Annotated in this window: 11 protein-coding genes; all 11 read left to right on the forward strand. The window is 66.1% G+C overall.

From position 1 onward, the window contains the following. The first annotated feature begins 176 nt into the window (after positions 1–176). The 11 genes from leuS to J2T07_RS11455 all read left to right on the forward strand — a co-directional run bounded on the left by leuS (position 177) and on the right by J2T07_RS11455 (position 20,998). Positions 177–2,918, forward strand: coding sequence for a leucine--tRNA ligase (leuS, locus tag J2T07_RS11405; RefSeq protein WP_306850067.1), 2,742 nt, complete (start codon positions 177–179; stop codon positions 2,916–2,918). Positions 2,919–2,920: 2 nt separating this feature from the next. Continuing rightward, the gene (lptE, locus tag J2T07_RS11410) at positions 2,921–3,472 is read left to right on the forward strand and encodes an LPS assembly lipoprotein LptE (RefSeq protein ID WP_306850069.1); all 552 of its coding nucleotides are present in this window, start codon (positions 2,921–2,923) and stop codon (positions 3,470–3,472) included. A 9-nt stretch (positions 3,473–3,481) separates the two neighbouring features. Continuing rightward, a complete protein-coding gene (gene holA / locus J2T07_RS11415) occupies positions 3,482–4,492 on the forward strand; it encodes a DNA polymerase III subunit delta (RefSeq protein WP_306850071.1) in 1,011 nt (336 codons plus the stop codon). Then, positions 4,489–5,130, forward strand: coding sequence for a nicotinate-nucleotide adenylyltransferase (gene nadD, locus J2T07_RS11420; protein WP_306850073.1), 642 nt, complete (start codon positions 4,489–4,491; stop codon positions 5,128–5,130). Before holA ends, nadD begins: the two co-directional genes overlap by 4 nt. Before the next feature lie 162 nt (positions 5,131–5,292). Continuing rightward, the gene (rsfS, locus tag J2T07_RS11425; RefSeq protein ID WP_306850075.1) at positions 5,293–5,679 is read left to right on the forward strand and encodes a ribosome silencing factor; all 387 of its coding nucleotides are present in this window, start codon (positions 5,293–5,295) and stop codon (positions 5,677–5,679) included. A gap of 7 nt (positions 5,680–5,686) precedes the next feature. Then, on the forward strand, positions 5,687–6,157 hold the full coding sequence (rlmH, locus tag J2T07_RS11430) for a 23S rRNA (pseudouridine(1915)-N(3))-methyltransferase RlmH (RefSeq protein WP_306850077.1): 471 nt from the start codon (positions 5,687–5,689) through the stop codon (positions 6,155–6,157). 10 nt (positions 6,158–6,167) lie between these two features. Next, positions 6,168–6,725: a Maf family protein gene (locus J2T07_RS11435; RefSeq protein ID WP_306850080.1), complete on the forward strand. Its 558-nt coding sequence runs from the start codon at positions 6,168–6,170 to the stop codon at positions 6,723–6,725. A gap of 55 nt (positions 6,726–6,780) precedes the next feature. After that, positions 6,781–8,268 (forward strand): ribonuclease G, encoded by a 1,488-nt coding sequence (rng, locus tag J2T07_RS11440; protein ID WP_306850082.1) that lies wholly within the window; start codon positions 6,781–6,783, stop codon positions 8,266–8,268. A 30-nt stretch (positions 8,269–8,298) separates the two neighbouring features. Beyond that, positions 8,299–12,171 carry a YhdP family protein gene (locus J2T07_RS11445; protein ID WP_306850084.1) on the forward strand — a complete coding sequence of 1,291 codons (3,873 nt, stop codon included), beginning with the start codon at positions 8,299–8,301 and terminating at the stop codon, positions 12,169–12,171. Positions 12,172–12,264: 93 nt separating this feature from the next. Then, positions 12,265–13,704: a metalloprotease TldD gene (tldD, locus tag J2T07_RS11450; protein ID WP_306850086.1), complete on the forward strand. Its 1,440-nt coding sequence runs from the start codon at positions 12,265–12,267 to the stop codon at positions 13,702–13,704. Positions 13,705–14,113: 409 nt separating this feature from the next. Continuing rightward, on the forward strand, positions 14,114–20,998 hold the full coding sequence (locus tag J2T07_RS11455; RefSeq protein WP_306850088.1) for a beta-1,3-glucanase family protein: 6,885 nt from the start codon (positions 14,114–14,116) through the stop codon (positions 20,996–20,998). Positions 20,999–21,027 lie beyond the last annotated feature (29 nt).

A 21,027-nucleotide genomic window follows, 5' to 3' on the forward strand; every position in this document is an offset into this window, starting at 1 on the left:
CCGGCAGGCTCCCACAAGTGCTTCATCCGGGTACCGGAGCGGCTCCCACACGTGCTCTGCTTCGACCCGGAGTGGCCTCAACACTTGGCCCGAACGGCCCCGTGGGATAGTCTCCCGCGATTGACCGCCGCGTTTTCCCCTGCGGCCAACCGAGCATTCCATTGGTACCGAACACCATGCAGGACACCCACGATCAGGGCACGCGCGAGCAGGGCGGCTACGCCCCGGACGTCGTCGAGACGGCCGCCCAGCGCTTCTGGAACGAAACCCGCGCCTTCGAAGTCAGCGAAGACACGGCCAGGCCGAAGTATTACTGCCTGTCGATGCTGCCGTACCCCTCGGGTGCCCTGCACATGGGCCACGTGCGCAACTACACCATCGGCGATGTGATCAGCCGCTTCCAGCGCCAGCAGGGCAAGAACGTGCTCCAGCCGATGGGCTGGGACGCCTTTGGCCTCCCCGCCGAGAATGCCGCGATCAAGAACAACACGGCGCCGGCGAAGTGGACCTACAAGAACATCGAACACATGCGCGAGCAGTTCAAGCGCATGGGTTTCGCCTACGACTGGACACGCGAAGTCACCACCTGCAAGCCGGAGTACTACCGCTGGGAGCAGCAGATGTTCACCCGGCTGATGAAAAAAGGCCTGGTGTACCGCAAGAACAGCGTCGTGAACTGGGATCCGGTCGACCAGACCGTGCTGGCCAACGAGCAGGTCATCGACGGCCGGGGCTGGCGTTCCGGCGCGGTGGTCGAGAAGCGCGAGATCCCGCAGTGGTTCCTGAAGATCACCGCCTACGCGCAGGAACTGCTCGATGGCCTCGACGCGCTGCCGGGCTGGCCCGAAGCGGTCAAGACCATGCAACGCAACTGGCTGGGCCGCTCCGAAGGCCTGGAGATCACCTTCGACGTCGACGGCCAGGACGAGCCGCTCACGGTATTCACCACCCGGCCGGACACGCTCATGGGCGTGTCCTACGTGGCGGTGGCGGCCGAGCATCCGATCGCGACGCGCGCGGCCGAGGGTAATCCAGGCTTGGCCGAGTTCATCGAAAGCTGCAAGGCCGGCGGCGTGTCCGAGGCCGAACTGGAAACCCAGGAGAAGCGCGGTTACTACACCGGCGTCGACGCCACGCATCCGCTCACCGGTGAAAAGGTGCCGGTATGGGTCGCCAACTTCGTGCTGATGGGCTACGGCACCGGCGCCGTCATGGCGGTGCCCGGCCACGACCAACGCGACTGGGAGTTCGCCCAGAAGTATTCCCTGCCGATCAGGATGGTGGTGGTCGATCGTGGCGTCGTCGACGCCGTCGCGGAACTGAAGCGCGATCTCGCCGCCGATGGCACCGACACGGTGCAGAACGCACTGGATGGCGGTTCCTCGGACGCTTACCAGTCGTCGGCCGCGGTCGAGACGATCAAGACCTTCGAGAACGACATCCAGACCGCCGGTGCGTACACCGATTACGGCACCCTGATCAACTCGGGCGAGTTCGACGGCCTGGAATTCAAGGCGGCATTCGACGCCATCGCCGCGAAGCTCGAGGGGGCCGGGCGCGGCGAGCGCCGGGTCAACTGGCGTATCCGCGATTGGGGCGTCAGCCGCCAGCGCTACTGGGGCTGCCCGATCCCGGTGATCCATTGCCCGGCGTGCGGTGCCGTGCCGGTACCCGAAGACCAGTTGCCGGTGGTGCTGCCGGAGGACGTGGCTTTCTCGGGCGTGCAGTCGCCGATCAAGGCCGATCCGGAATGGCGCAAGACCACGTGCCCGACCTGCGGTGGCGCCGCCGAGCGTGAGACCGACACCTTCGATACCTTCATGGAATCGAGCTGGTACTACGCGCGATACACGAGCCCCGGCGCGAACGGGCAGGTGGACGAGCGCGCCAATTACTGGACGCCGGTCGACCAGTACATCGGCGGCATCGAGCACGCGATCCTGCACCTGTTGTATTTCCGCTTCTACCACAAGCTCATGCGCGACGAAGGGCTGGTGGACAGCGACGAGCCGGCGACGAACCTGCTCTGCCAAGGCATGGTGATCGCCGAGACGTACTTCCGTAAGGAAGCCGACGGGTCCAGCACCTGGTTCAATCCCGCCGATGTCGACGTGCAGCGCGACGAGCGCGCACGCATCGTCGGCGCGGTACTGCGTACCGATGGCAAGCCGGTGGAAATCGGCGGCGTCGAAAAGATGTCCAAGTCGAAGAACAACGGCGTGGACCCGCAGTCGATGGTCGAGAAGTACGGCGCCGACACCGTGCGCTTGTTCTCGATGTTCGCCGCCCCGCCAGACCAGTCGCTGGAGTGGAACGAGGCCGGCGTGGAAGGCATGGCGCGGTTCCTGCGCCGCCTCTGGCGCGACATCAACACGCATGCCTCGTCCGTCGCTTCGGGCGAGGGCGGAGCGGGCGAGGCCGCGCGCAAGACGCTGCGCCGCCAGCTGCACGAGACGATCCAGAAGGTGAGCGACGACATCGGCCGCCGCCAGTCCTTCAATACCGCCATCGCCGCCTTGATGGAGCTGCTGAACGCGCTGGGCAGGTTCGACGACGCCAGCGCCCAGGGCAAGGCGTTGCGCCAGGAGGCCTTCACGGCCATCGTCCAGTTGATCAACCCGTTCACCCCGCATGTCTCGCACGCGCTGTGGCAGGTGCTCGGCCATGGCGAGACCCTGGTCGAGGACGCCGGATGGCCGCAAGTGGACCCGGCGGCGCTGGTGCGCGACTCGCTGACCTACGCGGTGCAGGTGAACGGCAAACTTCGCGCTACCATCGAGGTGCCGGCATCGGCCTCGAAGGACGAGGCGGAGGCCATGGCGCGGGCCGAACCCAACGTGGCCCGCATGCTCGAAGGCCAGACCGTGCGCAAGGTGATCGTCGTGCCCGGCAAGATCGTCAACATCGTCGCAGGATAACCATGAGCCCGAACCTCCTTCGTTCGCTTCGCATCGCCACGTTGGTCTCCATCGCGGCCCTGGTCAGTGCCTGCGGCTTCCACCTGCGCCAGAGCGCGGCGTTGCCGCCGGGGATGAAGAAGATCCATCTCACGGTATCCGGCGGCGGCAAGCTGGAACGCGAGCTCACCCGGGCGCTGGAAAATTCCGACGTGACGATCGTGGACAAGCCGTCGGTCGACGCGGCCGAGCTGGCGGTCACCTCGAACACCTTCCGCACCGATTCGCTGACTGTCAGCGGTACCGCGCGCGTCACGGAATACGCGGTGCGCTACCACGTCGATTTCAACGCGAAGGCGGGCGACGGCACGGTGATCATCCCCTCGCAGTCGGTCGACATGTCCCGCGAGTTCAGCTACGACGCGACCAACACCATCGGTACCGCAAGCCAGACCGAAGAGCTGCAGCGCAGCCTCATCGGCGACATGGTCCAGGCGATCCTGTTCCGCTTGCAGGCGGCTGGCGCGCATCCGGCCATGGCGGCGCCCGCGCAGGCGCCCGCCACCTCGAACTGAGCCGGCGGCGTGCCCTTCAATCCGAGCCAGTGGCAGAAGCATCTCGCCGGCGACCGCATGGCGCCGGCCTATCTGCTGGTGGGCGAGGAACTGCTCGTGCTGGAAGCGGCCGATGCCGTGCGCGCCATGGCGCGCCGGCTCGGTTACGCCGAGCGCGAGGTGCTGGAGGCGGATAGCCGCTTCGACTGGGACGACCTCGCCCGTGCCTCCGCGGGCTTGTCGCTGTTCGCGACCCGGCGCCTCCTCGACCTGCGCCTGGCCGGTGGACGCGCCGGGAAGGATGGCGGGGCGGCGATCTCCGAATTCGTGGTCAATCCACCGCCGGACACGACCTTGTTGATCACCGCCACCGAGTGGAGCAACAAGCACGAGGCCGTGTGGACCAAGACGGTCGACCAGGGTGGCATCCAGGTGGTGTTCAACGCCCCGCGGCCGCATGAATGGACACAGTGGATTGGCGCGCGGCTCGCCTCGCGTGGCGTCAAGGCCACCCCCGACGCCGTGGCGATGCTCGCCGAGCGCGTCGAGGGCAACCTGCTCGCCGCCGCGCAGGAGGTCGACAAGCTTGTCGTCCTCGCAGGCGACCAGCGACTCGACGCCGCGACATTGGAAAGCCTGGTCGCGGACAGCGCCCGCTACGATGCCTTCAAGCTGACCGACGCCGCCTTCGCGGGCGAAGGAGGACGTGCCTTGCGCATCCTCTCCGGCCTGCGCGCGGAAGGCGACGAACTCATCGCGCTCATGGGTTGGCTGGTCAACCAGTTGCAACTCGCCATGCGCCTGGCCAACGCGCGTGATTTCGGCGCGCAGGCAAAGGCCGAGCGTCTCTGGCCCGCGCGTGAGCAACTGTTCCGCAAGGCGCTGCGCCGTGCGCCGCGTGAGCACTGGATGGCTTGCCTCGCCCGGGCCGCGCGCATCGATCGCATGGCCAAGGGTCGCGAGCAAGGCGATCCCTGGCTGGAAGCCGAAAGGCTCGTCGCCGCCATCGCCGAGCCGCGCGCGGCTACCGTTTTCGCATGAGCCGGCCGCGCCCGCTCGCCATACTCGGCGGCACTTTCGACCCGGTCCACCACGGCCACTTGCGTGCCGCCTGGGAGGCGGCCGAAGCGCTCGACGCCGAGGTGCGCCTGGTGCCCGCGCGCACGCCGCCGCACCGGCCGCCCCCCGTCGCCGATGCCAGTGGCCGTGTCGCCTTGCTGCGCGCGGCGCTCGCGGGACAGGATCGCCTTGCCATCGATACCCGCGAACTGGACCGCGACGGGCCCTCCTATACGGTCGACACGCTGGCGTCCCTTCGCGCCGATATCGGGCCGGACCGGTCGCTGGTGCTCCTGGTGGGCGCCGACGCGTTCGCCGGACTGGCGTCCTGGCACCTCTGGCGGGACCTGTTCGCCTTTGCCCACGTGGGCGTGCTGACGCGACCCGGGACCCTCCATCCGCCGTCGGGCGACCTCGCCGCTTTCATCGCCGGGCGCCGGGTGGAGCGCTTGCACGGGCCGTCCGGGCAGGTGATCGACATAGCGATCACGCCGCTCGACATCGCCGCCACGGCGATTCGCGAGTCCTTCGCGGCGGGTGGCGAACCACGCTTCCTGATGCCCACGGCCTGCTTCGCGGACGAGGCCCTGCTGGCGCCGTATCGAGCCCTCGGGCGCTAATCGCCGACAGGGTCGGCTCCCACCAGGCAGGCAGCGGCGCTCTGGTGGGAGCCGACCCTGTCGGCGATGCTTTTTACCTGCCCAGGCATTTGACGCACCCCAGACCCCCCGGGGTTATACTCGCCCCAACCCCGGCATTCCGCCGTACGAGGTTTCCGTATCTTGAGTTCGACCGCATCCCGCAAGGCCAAGTCCGCCGCCACCAACGAACACCTGCGTCTGCGCGTGGTTGCCGCCCTCGAAGACCTCAAGGCCAAGGACGTCCGTGAAATCGATGTCCGTGGAAAGACCTCCATCGCCGACATCCTGTTCATCGCATCGGGCACCTCCGCCCGTCACGTCAAGTCGATCGCCGACGAAGTCATCAAGTTCGCCAAGGAGGCGGGTGTGATGCCGCTCGGCGTCGAAGGACAGACCGAAGCCGAATGGGTGCTCGTCGACCTGGGCGACATCATCGTCCACGTGATGATGCCTCGCATCCGCGAGTTCTACGGCCTGGAGCGTCTCTGGACCGTCGGCGACGACGGCGCCGAAGCCGCGAACGCCTGAGCCCGCCGTGCGGGCTCGCCTCATCGCGGTCGGCGAGCGCATGCCGGCCTGGGTGGCCGAAGGCTTCGCCGAATACCGGAAGCGGCTGTCCCACGACTTTCCCCTCGAACTGGTCGAGATCAAGCCCGGTGCGCGCGGCAAGGGCCGCGACGACGCGCGGGCGACGCTCGACGAGGGCGTCGCCATCCTGGCGACGCTGCCACGCGACATCCACGTCGTCGCCCTCGATGGGCGCGGCAAGGCATGGTCCAGCGAAGACCTCGCCCGGCAGCTCGAGCAATGGCGCATGGGCGGACGCGACGTCGCCTTCCTTATCGGTGGCCCTGACGGCCACGCACCCGAGGTACTGGCGCGGGCGGACCAGACCTGGTCGTTGGGGCCGTTGACGTTGCCGCACATGCTGGTCCGCCTCGTGCTGGCCGAGCAGCTCTACCGCGCCACGACCCTCGTGGCCGGCCATCCCTATCACCGCGCCTGAAGGAATCTCCGTGCTGTACCTGGCCTCGCAATCGCCCCGTCGCCGCGAACTCCTGGGCCAGATCGGCGAAGACCACCGGATACTCGAGGTGAACGTGGAGGAGATCCGCGCGCCCGGCGAGCCAGCGGACGCCTATGTCTCACGCGTGGCGCTGGACAAGGCGCGGGCGGGATTCGCGCGCGTGATGGACGAACCGGGCGCGCGGGTGCTGGGCGCCGACACCGAGGTGGTACTCGGCGGCGAAGTCTTCGGCAAACCTCGTGACGCCGCGGACGCCGTGGCCATGCTTGGCCGCCTTGCGGGACGCGAGCATCGGGTGCTCTCGACCGTATGGCTGGTGGAGGCCGGCGGCGAGCGGCAGGCGGTATCGGTATCGACGGTGCGCTTCGCGCCCCTCTCCGGACGAGCCATCGCGTCCTACGTGGCCACCGGCGAATGTTTCGGCAAGGCGGGCGCCTATGCGATCCAGGGCGCCGCGGCGGCCTTCGTGGAACATCTATCGGGCAGTTACTCCGGTGTCATGGGCCTGCCCCTGTTTGAAACCTTCCAGCTCCTCCACGGTCAGTGACAGGCTGTCGACGCGCGGGCTATAAAGCACGATGACTCAAGGAAAAGGGGCGCCGGTGAGCGAGGAAATACTGATCAATGTCACGCCGCGTGAGACGCGGGTGGCGATCGTCGAGAACGGCATGCTCCAGGAAGTCCACGTGGAGCGTGCGCAGAAGCGCGGCTACGTGGGCAACGTGTACAAGGGACGCGTGCAGCGCGTGATGCCGGGCATGCAGGCCGTGTTCGTGGAGATCGGGCTGGAGCGTGCCGCGTTCCTGCATGCCTCCGATATCGTGCGCCCGCCGTTGCCACCGACCGATGCGCCGATGGACGGCAAAGGCAACGGCCATGGGCCGGTGCCGTCGATCTCCGAGTTGGTGCACGAGGGACAGGAAATCGTCGTGCAGGTGGTCAAGGACCCGATCGGCAGCAAGGGCGCGCGTCTTTCCACGCACTTGTCGATTCCATCGCGCTATCTCGTCCTCTTGCCGCATTCGCGCACGCTGGGCGTGTCGGTGCGCATCGAGGAAGAAGCCGAGCGCCAGCGGCTCAAGGACATTCTCAATCCGCTGATCGGCGAGAACCACCTGGGTTACATCGTGCGCACCAATGCCGAAGGCCAGTCGGAGGAATCGCTCGCGTTCGACGTGACCTACCTCGGCAAGGTCTGGCGCGTGGTGCAGGAAAACATCCAGAAGGCCAAGGTCGGCGAGCGCGTGTACGAGGAACTTTCGTTGCCGCTGCGCTCCCTGCGCGATTCGCTCAACGACGGCATCGAGAAGGTTCGCGTGGATTCACGCGAAACCTACGAGAAAACGGTCAAGTTCGTGCACAAGTTCATGCCGGTGCTGTCCGAGCGCATCGAACATTACGCGGGCGAACGGCCGATCTTCGACCTCTATGGCGTGGAGGACGAGATCCAGCGTGCGCTGCGCAAGGAAGTGCCGCTGAAATCGGGCGGCTACCTGATCGTCGACCAGACCGAAGCGATGACCACCATCGACGTCAACACGGGCGGTTACCTCGGTACCCGCAACCTCGAGGAAACCGTGTATCGCACGAACCTCGAGGCCGCGCAGGCGGCGGCCCGCCAGCTGCGGCTGCGCAACCTCGGCGGCATCATCATCATCGACTTCATCGACATGATCGACGACGAGCACAAGCGCCAGGTATTGCGCATGCTCGAGAAAGGCCTGGCGAAGGATCACGCGAAGACCACGGTTTATCCGATGTCGGCCCTGGGCCTGGTCGAGATGACCCGCAAGCGCACCACCGAAAGCCTGGAACGCCAGTTGTGCGAACCGTGCCCCGCTTGCAGCGGACGCGGCACGCTGAAGACCGCCGAAACGGTGATCTACGAGATATTCCGCGAGATCACGCGGGCGGTACGCCAGTTCAACGCGCAGAAACTCCTGGTGATGGCCAGCCCCAAGGTGGTCGGCCGCATCCTCGAGGAGGAATCGGCGGCTGTCGCGGAACTGGAAGAATTCATCGCCAAGAGCATCCGCTTCCAGGCGGAAGAGCATTACTCGCAGGAACAGTTCGATGTCGTCCTCCTCTGAACCCGGCGCGCACCGCCGGAACCCGGGCCGGTGAATCCGCACTGGCGCCATCGCGCACGACGCCTGCGGTTCTTCTTCCTGGGTCTGGTCGCGAGCCTGTTGGTCGCCCTCGCGATCGTGATGGCGCTCGGCCAGCTGTTGCTGCCCCTGGCGGCGCGTTATCCGGAACGGGTGGCCGCCATGCTCAGCGAACGCCTGCACCGGCCGGTGCGTTTCGCCTCGCTGGAAGGCTTCTGGCGACCCTCCGGTCCACTGTTCGTGATGCGCGACGTGAGCATCGCGCCCACGGAGGGCGGTGAACCGCTGCATTTGCCGCAGGCGGCGGTGAAGCTCGATTTCGGCGCGTTCGTGCTGCCGTCGCGGCATCTCGTCAACCTGCGCCTGAGCGATCTTCGCCTCGGCTTGCGCCGCGCCGTCGACGGGCGTTGGAGCATCGACGGTTTCGGTGCGGGAGGCGGCACCCAGAAGGTTTCCCTGGGCAACCTTTCGGCCGATCTCTGGCTTGGCAACCTGCACCTGGACATCGCCGACGACACCACCCAGCGGCATTACGGACTGGTCGCCGACAAGCTCCGGATCAGCCTGCAAGGCAGGACCATCCGCTTTGGAGGCACCTTGCGCCGCGAGCATGTCGGCGGGCTGCTCAGCGCCGCGGGCCGGTTCGCCGACGACGGCTCGAACGGACGCGTCTACGTAAAGGGCGCCGATGTCGATTTCGCGGCGCTCACCGGCGATTTCGACGCCAACGGCTATGCCCTGGCGGGTGGCAAGGGACGTTTCGAAACGTGGCTGGACTGGCGCGATGCGCACGTGGTGCGCGCGACGTCGCGGCTCGACCTCGATAACCTCGCCATCCGCGGGCCCGCACGCACGGTAAGCACGGCGGGGTTGCATGGCGTCGTCGATTTCCACCGCACCGCCGACGGGCAGCGGATCGACTGGGCGGGAAACGACGGCAGCGATGTCGCCCTCGTACTGCGCAAATCGGGTGAACGAAGCGACGGTACGCTGATGGGGCGCACGCTCGACCTGGCGCCCTTGCTGCCCTGGGCGGGCGTCTTGCCGCAGATGTCGCCATCGCTGGCGCGCTGGCTGGGCGAAGGGCATCCACACGGACGCTTCGACCAGCTGCGCGCCGACTGGAATTCCGTCGACGGAGTGAGCTTCGCGCATGCCACCTTCTCCGGAGTGGGCATCGATGCGAGTGGCGGGTTGCCGGGCGTGTCGTCGCTGAAGGGCGAGGTGTTCGGCGATGGCGAGGCACTGGCGCTCAGCCTGCCGAAGCAGCCCACCACGATCGACGCCACGGGTGTATTCCGCAAACCGTTCGTCATGTCTTCGTTCGGCGGCGACATCGCCGTCTACAAGGATGACGGTGACTGGCACGTCGGTGTCGATCCGCTGGATTTCCGTGGCGAGGGTTACGGCGGACAGGTGCGTGGCGAGCTGGTCCTGCCTGCCGCGGATACCGGGCCCTTCATGGACATGTACGTCGCGCTCGGCGAAGGCGAGGTGCCAGCCGCCAAGCTGTTCTGGCCGATCCATTCGATGTCCGAAGGCGCGCAGAACTGGCTCAACCGCGGTCTCGTGTCCGGTCGTATCGAAGGTGGGTCGGCGTTGCTGCGCGGCAACCTGCGCGATTTTCCCTTCAGGAACCAGGAGGGCCGTTTCGAGGCACGCGCGGCGATCGCCGATCTGGTGCTCGACTACGGCACGGGGTGGCCGCGCGCCGAGGGCGTCGCCGCCGTCGCCAACTTCATCGGCAACGGCATGTATGTCGAAGCGACCGAAGGCCATTCGCTCGGCAACGCGGTGAGTTCCGCGTCGGCCGCCATTCCCGATTTCGCCGATGGCATCCTCGATCTCAAGGTGAGCGGCGCGGGAACGGGCGGCAGCTACCTCGACTTCATCAAGAACAGCCCGGTCGCCAGTCGCAGCCGCGAGGCGCTCGACGCGATGAAGCTCGGCGGTACGGGCGAATTCGGCTTCAACCTGCTGATGCCCCTGAAGAGCGCGAAGGACTTCACGCTGCAAGGCAAGGCAACCATCAAGGACGCGGATCTTGTCGCCGACGCGTGGAAGCTGCGCCTCGACAAGATCACCGGGCCCATGACGTTCGATGGCACGGGCTTCTCCGCGAAAGGCCTGAAAACGGCATTTCACGGCCAGCCGGCGGATCTCGACGTCGCCATCGCGGGCGCCACTGGCGATCCGGCCAGGATCGTCGACGCCTCGCTCACCGGTGCCTTCACGGTCGGCGAGATGATCGGGGATTTCGAAAACCTGAAATGGCTGGCCGACATCGCGAAGGGACGCGGCACGTTCCGCATCGGCTTCGACCTGAGCAAGACGGGAGAGGGAGACGCTGCCGCGCAGACGCTGCGCGTCGATTCCGACCTGCGTGGCGTGGAATTGACGATGCCCGCGCCTGTGAAGAAACCGGCGAACGCCGCCACGCCGCTTTCGGTGCGTGTCGGGCTTCCCGTGGACGGGGCACGCCTGGATGTCGCGCTGGGCGATGTCGTGCGTGGCCGCCTGCGCCTGCCGACCGACACGGCTCCTATCGCCGCGGCGTTCAATCTCGGCAGCACGGTGCCGGCGACGATGCCAGCGCAGGGTTACCTGATCGGCGGTCGCGCCGCCCGGCTCGATGTCTCCGGCTGGGTCCAATACGTGGTCGGCCTTTCCACCGGCGGCAGTGGACCTGGCCTGTCGGCACTGGACGTGAGTGCGGACGACGGCGAAGTCTTTGGTCAGCATTTCGCCAACATGCATCTTGTCGCCCGTCCCGGCACGCAAGCGTTGTCACTGCGCGTGGATAGCGACGCCATGGCTGGCCAGATGACCGTGCCGAACGATGAGTTGCGCCGGCGCGGCATCACCGCGCGCATGGATCGTCTGTGGTGGCCCGCGGCCGACGACGCGGCCGACGCCGCGAAGAAAGGCAAGACGGTGGCGTCTGCCGCCACGACCGTCGCCGCCACGGTGACCAAGGCGGAAGAGGCCAGGGAAACGCCTGCTCAGGCACCGAAACCGCCGGATTCGAACGAAGCCGGCGTGGCTCCCGCCAGCCTGCCGCCATTGCATCTGCAAGTGACCGACATGCGGCTGGGCAAGGCGCGCCTCGGCGAGGCGCGGCTGGAAACCTGGCCGACCGACGAAGGCATGCACATCGACCAGCTGCGGGCGCAGTCGAAGAACATCCAGATCACCGCCACAGGCGACTGGAACGGTGACGAGAAGCGCAGCCGCACCCATCTGTCGATGGATTTCGCTTCCGAGGACGTCGCGCGCATGTTCGATGCGCTCGGCTTCGCCGGCATCCTGCAAGGTGGCCGCGCCGAGGCACGCCTGGACGCGGCGTGGCCGGGCGGACCTTCGGCGCTGGCATTGGCGAACATGGATGGCACCCTGAGGGTCGACGTCGCCAACGGACGCATCCTCGAAGTACAGCCCGGCGTGGGCCGGCTGTTCGGACTCGTCTCGGTCACCGAACTTCCCCGGCGCTTGTCGCTGGATTTCGGCGACGTCCTCGGCAAGGGTTTCGCCTTCGATTCGATCACGGGCGATTTCCGTTTCGCCGACGGCAACGCCACCACGCAGAACCTGAAGATCCGCGCACCCGCCGCGGAGATCACGATCACCGGCCGCGCCGGCCTCAAGGCGCGCGATTACGACCAGGAAGTGCTGGTCGTCCCACACCTGGGCAGTAGCCTGCCCGTCGTGGGCGCCCTGGCCGGCGGACCGGTCGGCGCGGCGGCAGGCCTGGCGGTACAGGGCATCCTGGGCAAGGGCCTCAACCAGGCCGCGCGCAAGCGTTACCACGTCACGGGCAGCTGGGATAAACCCGTCTTCACACCCATCGACAAGGGTGGCCCCTCGACCGCTCCCGAAGCGCGCTGACCGATCGGGGAAATCCAAGTGTGACTCCGGGGTTTAACCTGATGGTTCCAGGCCCCATCATCGGGGCTCCCGTTTCCGCTACCGGCTGCCCAGATGGATTCCCTGATTTCCCTCGCCGAACGTCGCCTGCTCACGCCGGGCGGCCTTGCCTCGAATGACTTGGACCGGGTGTTTTCACAGCTCATGGGTCCCTCGATCGATGCCGCGGACCTGTATTTCCAGCATTCGCGCAGCGAGTCCTGGGTGCTGGAGGAAGGCATCGTGAAGGATGGCAGCCATTCGATCGAGCAGGGCGTCGGTGTACGGGCCATATCCGGCGAGAAGACCGGCTTCTCGTACTCCGACGAAATCGTCCTGCCGCAGCTGCTGGAAGCGTCGCGCGCCGCGCGCGCCATCGCCCAAGGCGGTGCGGGCGTGGGCAAGCCGCTGGCGATCGCCACCGGTCGTGGACTGTATCCGGCGATCGATCCGGTGGAGAGCCTGCCCAACGAAGAGAAGATCGCCCTCCTGCGCGAGGTGGACGCCTATGCGCGTTCGCGGGATCCACGGGTGAAACAGGTGGTGGTGAGTCTGGCGGCGACCATGGATACGATCCTTGTCGCCGGTTCCGACGGCACGCTCGCCGCCGACGTGCGCCCGCTGGTGCGCCTGAACGTGCAGGTGATCGCCGAACAGGGCGGGCGCCGCGAGCAGGGGCATGCGGGTGGTGGCGGCCGCTATGGGTACCGTGAGTTGATCGAGAACGGCCGGGCGCATGCGTTCGCCGCCGAAGCCGTGCGCCAGGCGCTGGTCAACCTAGAGGCCGTGGACGCCCCGGCGGGCAGCATGACCGTCGTGCTCGGTCCCGGCTGGCCGGGCATCCTCCTGCACGAGGCCATCGGGCACGGTCTCGAAGGCGACTTCAATCGCAAGGGCAGCTCCGCCTTCGCCGGCCGCATCGGCCAGCGCGTGGCGGCCGAGGGCGTCACCGTGGTGGACGATGGCACGCTGCCGGGCCGGCGCGGTTCGCTCAGCATCGACGACGAAGGCACGCCCACCGAGTGCACCACGCTGATCGAGAACGGCATCCTCAAGGGTTACATGCAGGACAAGCTCAACGCTCGGCTCATGGGCGTGAAGTCCACCGGTAACGGCCGTCGCGAATCGTTCGCGCAACTGCCGATGCCGCGCATGACCAATACGTACATGCTCGCAGGCAACCGCGAGCCGGAGGAAATCATCCGCTCGGTGAAGCGCGGCATCTATGCCGTGAACTTCGGTGGCGGGCAGGTGGACATCACCAATGGCAAGTTCGTCTTTTCCGCGAGCGAGGCGTACCTCATCGAGGATGGCAAGGTCACCCGTCCGGTGAAGGGCGCCACCCTGGTCGGCTCGGGCCCGGACGTGCTCACGCGCGTGTCGATGATCGGCAACGACCTGGCGCTCGACGAGGGCGTGGGCGTGTGCGGCAAGGATGGCCAGAGCGTGCCGGTCGGCGTCGGTCAGCCGACGCTGCGTGTGGATGGCATGACCGTCGGTGGCACCGCGGCCTGACCTCGCTTCGGCTCCCCTGCCTCGAGGCTAAAAAGCCGTCTTGTCCAAACCTATCCACTTGCGCTAAACCGGACGCGTGTCACGGAACGCGAGCGTATGGTGGACGTTTTCGGGGCGGTACCCCTAATTGGTATTGTGACTGTCATTACGCAGGCGGATGATCCGCGCAGACAGCGTATGGATGGCTAAACCCGGTAGAGCTGCAGGGGCTCGCAGAGACCGGCATCAGGGTTGACAGTCCACTCACCGCAGAACGACACAGGCAGCCGGCGATTCATTCGCCGGCTCATGGCGTCGTGCGCGCCGAGCATCGCGCTGTTCCCACGCGGCACAAACAGGGGACTCCGATCCAATGAAACGACCATCCGCATCACCCGGCAGTACGCAAAGGCGAGCGAGGCTATGCGCCTTGCTCGCCTTCGCGTTCGTCGGCGTTACCGCGACGGCCCAGGCCGTCACGCTCGCGCCGTCGGATCGCCAGGACATCAACCTCGGCGCACGGCCCTGGAAGTACACCAAGCAGGCCGTCGTCAATCCGAACGATCCGGTGGTGTACGCACCGGTGCCCAATGGCGACGACGGTGCCAATCCGGCCTTCAACGACAGCGGCTGGCTGACCGTCGGTATCCCGCACGCCGCCAACGACTTCACCACCTTCATCAACCAGGAGTCCGGTGGCGGCCAGGGCAGCCTCGATGGCGAGACCAGCTGGTATCGCGTCAAGCTGACCGACTCGGCGAAGTTCGCCGGTAAAAAGGTGATGGTCGAGTTCGAGGGGGCGCACACGGGCGACCGTGTCTACCTCAACGGGCAGTTCATCCACGGCACCGGTGTGCTCAACCAGGCGGGCCAGCCGGACGAGAACGCCACCCACGTCATCGGCTTCCTGCCGCATATCGTGGATCTGACGCCGCTCATGAAGTTCGACGGCACCGACGTGCTGGCGGTCAAGGTCAGCCGAAGCGGCGGCGGCTTCTTCGAGGACCCGGGATTCTCCGGCTCGTTCCGTTTCGGCCAGGCCGAAGCCGGCCTGTTCCGTCCGGTAAAACTGCACGTGACCAACTTCGTGCACATTCCGGAAAACGTGTACGCGGGACAGAACACATGGGGCACGTACGTCGGCACGCAAAGCATCGCCGCAGACCACAGCACCGCCACCGTCCGCGTACAGACCAACGTCGTGAACGAGACGAAGGACCCGAAGTCGGTCATCCTGACCACGCAGATCGTCGACGCCCAGGGTAACCTCGTCGCGACGGACCAGCAGCAGAAGACGCTCGCTCCGAATTTCGTACCGAATGACCAGACGCCGGTCTTCGACGAGACGCTGACGGTTCCGCATCCGACGCTCTGGTATCCGAACAACAGCCTGGACGGCAAGCCGTACCTCTACAAGGTATTGCACACGGTCAGTATCGACGGTGTCGTGGTGGATGCGAAGCAGAGCACGCTCGGTATCCGCACCATCACGTGGGACAAGGATTTCCCCTACGTCAACGGCAAGAAGCAGTACATGTGGGGTGGCTCGGGCCGCTACGATTACCCGGCGCTCGGTTCCTCGGTGCCCGAGGAACAGCAATGGCGCGATCTGCAGCAGCTTGCCGCCGGTGGTGGCAATCTCTGGCGTCCGGGCCACTCGCCCTCCAGCCCCGAATTCGTCGAGGCGGCCGATGCGCTGGGCGTGTTCATCGTGCAGCCCAGCGGCGACGGCGAGAACGGTTTCGCCAATCCCTGTGCCGCCGGCGACAAGGCCTGCAACGACATGTGGACGATCAAGCGGGAGGTCCATCGCGACATCGTGATCCGCGATCGCAGTCACCCGTCGATCCTGGCCTGGGAACACGACAATGGCGCGATGTTCACGCCGTTCGCGGTGGAACTGCGTGCTCTCGCGCGTTCGTGGGACACCATCGCCCCTCGCGCCGCCGCCGACCGCACGCCCGATGCCGCCAATGGCGACATCCTCAGCTGTTCGAAGGCAGGATGTGAGACCTACCTGCACTCCACCGAATTCCCGAACAAGCCCGCATGGGGCGCGGAATACTGGGGGCCGGGTACGCTGCGCCACTCGTACGACCACGAGCTGGCCTTCGCCTTGAACTACCTTGTGCCGTACTCGCAGGCGCGCAAGGTCGGCACGTTCGGCATGGCGCAGTGGTACATGTCCGATACCCCGGGCGAAGTCATCGAGATGGTGGAAGGCCTCGAGGACGATACCCATTGGGTATACCAGCGCGACGCGAACGGCAACATCATGAACCACCCGGACGGAAACCCCATCAAGGCGTTCCGTCACAACGTCCGCGGCAACAACGCGTCGATGACCGATGCGAACCGTTTCCCGCGCATGCTGTACTACATCTACGAATCGGTCTGGGTTCCTTACGAACTCCGTCCGGTCGTCAAGCTGGCGCACCACTGGAATCGCGCAGGCGATATCCAGGTCAACGCGTTCAGTAACTGCCCGAAGGTTCGCCTGTTGATCAACGGCGTGCCACAGGGCCTCGACCAGACGCCGAATACCTGGGATACGATCGACGATGCGTCCTATAACGCCGAGAACGGCGCGACGGACGAACTGACGGGCAAGATCGTCGGTTCCGACAAGGCGCAGATGACCACGAAGTTGCCGGGCCAGGTCCACTGGAACGTCACGTGGCAGCAAGGCAACGCGACGGCACAGTGCATCGACGCGCTGGGTAACGTGCGGACCGACGACAGCGGCAACCCGGTGGCCGATACGGTGACGACCGCGGGCAAGGCCGACCATATCGAACTCGATGTCGTGCCGGCGGTGGTGAGGCCGGACGGCACCCGTTTCCAGGTGACCGCGAACGGTTCGGACGCCGCCTTCATCGTCGCCAAGGTGGTCGATGCCAACGGCGTCGTCGTGCCGGACGCGTCGCAGAAGGTGACCTTCGACGTGGCATCGGGTGCCGACATCGTCACCTACCAGGGTGGCACGCAGCAATATGTCGACTACGGCGCCGGTCTTCAGCCGGGCGAGCAGCCGGCCAACCCGGGCGTTTATGTTCCGGAGCCGTTGCACAGCTACCATTCCCCGGGCTCGCATGAACTGCAGTTCGAAGGCGGCCTGCAGAAGATCGCGTTGCGCTCGAAGTTCGCGGCCGGCCAGGTCACGGTGACCGCCTCGGCACCGGGTCTCCTGACGGGCTCCGCGACGTTCAACATCGTCGACGTGCCTGCCGCGCCGACCGTCTCCGGTCCGCCCGCCATCATCGCGCAGCCGATCGGCCAGCAGATCACCGTCGGTGACGTCGGCCGCTTCTCCGTGACGGCCTCGGGCGCTCCGCCGCTGACCTTCACCTGGAAGAAGAATGGCGTGGAGATCCCGGGTGCGACGGGTGCGAGCTATACCACCCCCGCAACGACGCTGGCGGACGACGGTTCCACGTATTCGGTCGTCGTCCATGGCCAGGGGCCGGACCAGGAATCGGCACCGGCCACGTTGAAGGTATTCCCCTTCAGCCAGGTCGTGATTTCGGCCCAGCCGCAGCCGCAAAACGTGGACGAGGGCCAGAGCGCCCACTTCCAGGTCACGGCATCGGGATCGCCGACGCTGACCTACCAGTGGATGAAGAACAACGTCGTCATTCCTGGGGCCACGAACCCCGGCTACGACACGCCGACACTGGGCGTGGCCGACAACAACGTCGGTTACTCCGTGGTTGTCAGCAACTTCGGCAGCTCCGCGCCGTCGATCACCGCACCGCTCACCGTGAATGCGGCGCGCCCGCCGGTGATCACCGGAACGATGGCCGACGTTCGCGCGAATCCCGGGCAGCCGGCCATCTTCGATGCATCCACGCTGGTGGCCGGCACCTCGCCGTTCCACTACAAGTGGTCGCACGACGGTACGCCGGTCGGCGACGACCTGCCGACGCTGACGATTCCGTCGGTGCAGCCGGGCGACGTTGGCACGTATACCGTTTCCGTCACCAACATCACCGGCGCGTCGGCGACCGTATCCGCCAAGCTCACCCTTGCTCCGCCGGGTGCGAACCTGGCACGTGAAAAGGCGACGCTCGCGTCGGAAGTGGAAAATCCGCAGGGTACCGCGGCGTGGCAGGCCGTCGACGGCGACGAGACCACCCGCTGGGGTTCGAAGATCGGTGACGACAAGGCGTTCATCACGGTCGATCTCGGTGCTTCGCGCACGTTCAACCGTGTGGTGCTCAAGTGGGAGAACGCGCACGCCACATCGTACGAGATCCAGTACTCGGATGATCCGGACACCGGTTTCGACACCCATGTCGCGTACCACACCGACACGAGCATCGGCGGCACCGAGGATGTCACCTTCGACAAGCCCGTCACGGGACGCTATGTCCGCATGCAGGGCCTCGTCCGTGCGACTGACTACGGCTACTCGTTGTACGAGTTCGAGGTGTACAACTCGCCCACCTGCTGCAACCTGACCGACCGTTACACGACGACGGCCGGTTCCAACCTCGTGACCGACACCCTGAGTGGCCTGCAGTGGGACCGCATCCAGCGCGGCTTCCCCGACCAGGGTGCGCAGTTCACGCAGTCCGTGGCGATCTCGACCTGTACAGCGGCCAGCATGCGCCTGCCGACGGTCGCCGAAGCGCTGGCCATCAGCGGCCAGAACTACTCGACGGCGGCGTTCCCCGGTGCCTGGACCACCTGGACGGAAGGCAAGGATCCGAACGATTCGACGTTCGCCTTCCAGGTGAACTCGACCGGCGATGTCCATCGCGAAGTGGCGGAGAACAATCCGGGCCACGTGCTGTGCGTGAAGGGAGCCAAGGCGGTCGCTCCGGTGATCACCGGCCAGCCGGCCGACCAGAAAGCGGGCGTCGGCCGCTCGGCGCATTTCGCGGTGACCGCGTCGGGCGTGGGTCCGTTGACATACGACTGGTACACCGTGACCAAGGACGCCAACGACCAGGATGTCCTGTCCCTGCTCTCGAGCACGGCTGATGGTACGTACGCGACGCGAGCCCTCACGGCGGCGCAGAACGGCAGCGTCCTGCGTGTGAACGTGGTCAGCGCCCAGGGGATCACGACGGCAAGCGACGATGTGACGCTTACCGTCGACAACTCCACCGACGGCTTCAACCCGCCTGCGTGGGCTGGTCCGGCCCCGCAGCAACCCCAGCAACCGGGTGATGGTGGTGGCAGCAACCCGCCAAGCCCGGGTACGCCGGGTGACGGCAAGGGTGGCGTGAACATCGCCCTCGGCGCCACCGCTTCGTCGCACGTCGATCCCGAGCGCGGCGACCTGGATGCGTCCAAGGCGGTCGATGGCGACTTCACGACCCGCTGGAGCTCGGCACCGGGCGTCGACCCGACCGACCTGGTACTGAACTTCGGCACCCCGAAGACCTTCGACCACGTGATCCTGCGCTGGGAGAACGCCTATTCGAGCTCGTACACGCTCGACACGTCCAATGACGGCCAGACCTGGACCCCCGTGTTCAAGGACCCGATCGTCGGCAAGGGTGGCGTGGATACGCAGACGTTCGCGGCGGTGACCGCCCAATACGTGCGCATCAACAGCACGGCGCGCGCCACCGGGTACGGCAACTCGCTGTTCGAGTTCGAGGTCTACCAAGCCGCCGCCACGTCGCAGCCGCAACAACCGGTGAGCGACCAGCCGCAGCAGACCCAGCCGCAACAGCCCGACGTGGGCGTTCCCGCCACGGGCAATCTCGCCCTGAAGAAAACGGTGCTCGCGTCCGACAGCGAGAACGCGGTCGCCTTCAAGCCCGAGAACGTCAATGACGGCGATGCCGGGACACGTTGGTCTTCGGGTTTCACCGACGACCAATGGATCCAGGTCGACCTCGGTTCGGTGCAGGTGATCGGCAAGGTGGTGCTGTCGTGGGAGAACGCGCATGCGCTCGCCTACCGCATCGACACCTCGATCGATGGCAAGACCTGGACGCCGGCGTACGACAACGAGAACAGCCAGGGTGGCGTGGAAACCGTTGCCTTCCCGGCCAGATCGGCCCAGTACGTGCGCATGACGGGCCTCAAGCGTTCGAGCCCCTATGGGTACTCGCTGTGGGAAATGGGCGTCTATGCCGCCGATGGCGGTGGCGACACCGGCACCCCGCCGGAAAACCCGCAGGCCAACGATCCGTCGCAGGGCTTCAACTACGAGACGTACCCGGGCTTCATCGGCACGCAGCTGCGCAACACGACCAACGGCAAGTACCGCGACGACCAGATCTACGTCGCCGTTATCGGCCGCGATCCGACATCGCAGGTGTTCTCGTGGGTCAAGCCGGACGGCACGCTGACCGCCGCCGCGGTGGAAGACAACGATGGCCCCGGGCATCTGACCAAGAACGGCCAGAACTACCCGAACTACTTCTTCACCCTTGCGCAGGCGAAGTTGCTCAAGCTGCCGAAGATGGATTCGGGCCGGATCTTCGTGTCGGTCGGCGAGCCGATGTACATCAAGATCCTCAAGGCGGCCGATGGATCGATCGGTTTCGCCGGTCCGAACCCGCTCAACGGCACCGATCCGAACATCGGCGTGTACTACGACTGGTATGAGTTCACCTGGAACGACAACGCCATCTTCATCAACACGACGCAGGTCGACCAGTTCTCGATCCCGTTGTCGCTCGATGTGTATGGCGGGGACAAGACGAGGCACGAGTCGTCGGGCATCACCCAGACGCGCGCGCAGATCTTCGCCCAGTACAACCAGGAGGTCCCCGCTGAGTTCCAGTTGACCGATGCCGACCCGATCCGCATCCTCGCACCGGGCAAGGCGGCGTTCGATGCCGGGCAGCCGCAGGGGCATTACTTCGACGACTACATCGACCAGTCGTGGACGTACTACCAGAACCATGTGCTGCAGATGACGATCGGCAACAAGCAGTTCGAAGGTACCGTGATCGACGGCGTGTTGACCTTCACCCACACCAATTGGGCCGACACGCACGAACAGGACGAGCCGGAAGGCATGCTGTTCAAGGTGGCCAAGCCCAACACGCAGGACGTACTCGAAGGCAAGGGCGCGCTGGCCCGGTCGAACGATCCCTGGGGTGTGGAAGGCCAGCTCGAAGCGCAGATCTGCGCCGCGTTCAACCGTCACGTGATGGAAGACACGACGCTGTGGAAGGATTCCGGCTCGTTCTACCAGCAGTCACCGGCGAATTACTATTCGCGCTTCTGGCACCTGCACGGCGTGAATGGCAAGGCCTACGGTTTCGCCTACGACGATGTTTCCGACCAGAGCTCGACGCTGATCGAGACCCAGCCGGAGCATCTCGAACTCGGGATCGGCTTCTAAGCGATAGCCGGTAAAACCGGTAGTAAAAG

Source organism: Luteibacter jiangsuensis (genome assembly GCF_030812295.1).
Lineage (GTDB): Bacteria > Pseudomonadota > Gammaproteobacteria > Xanthomonadales > Rhodanobacteraceae > Luteibacter > Luteibacter jiangsuensis_A.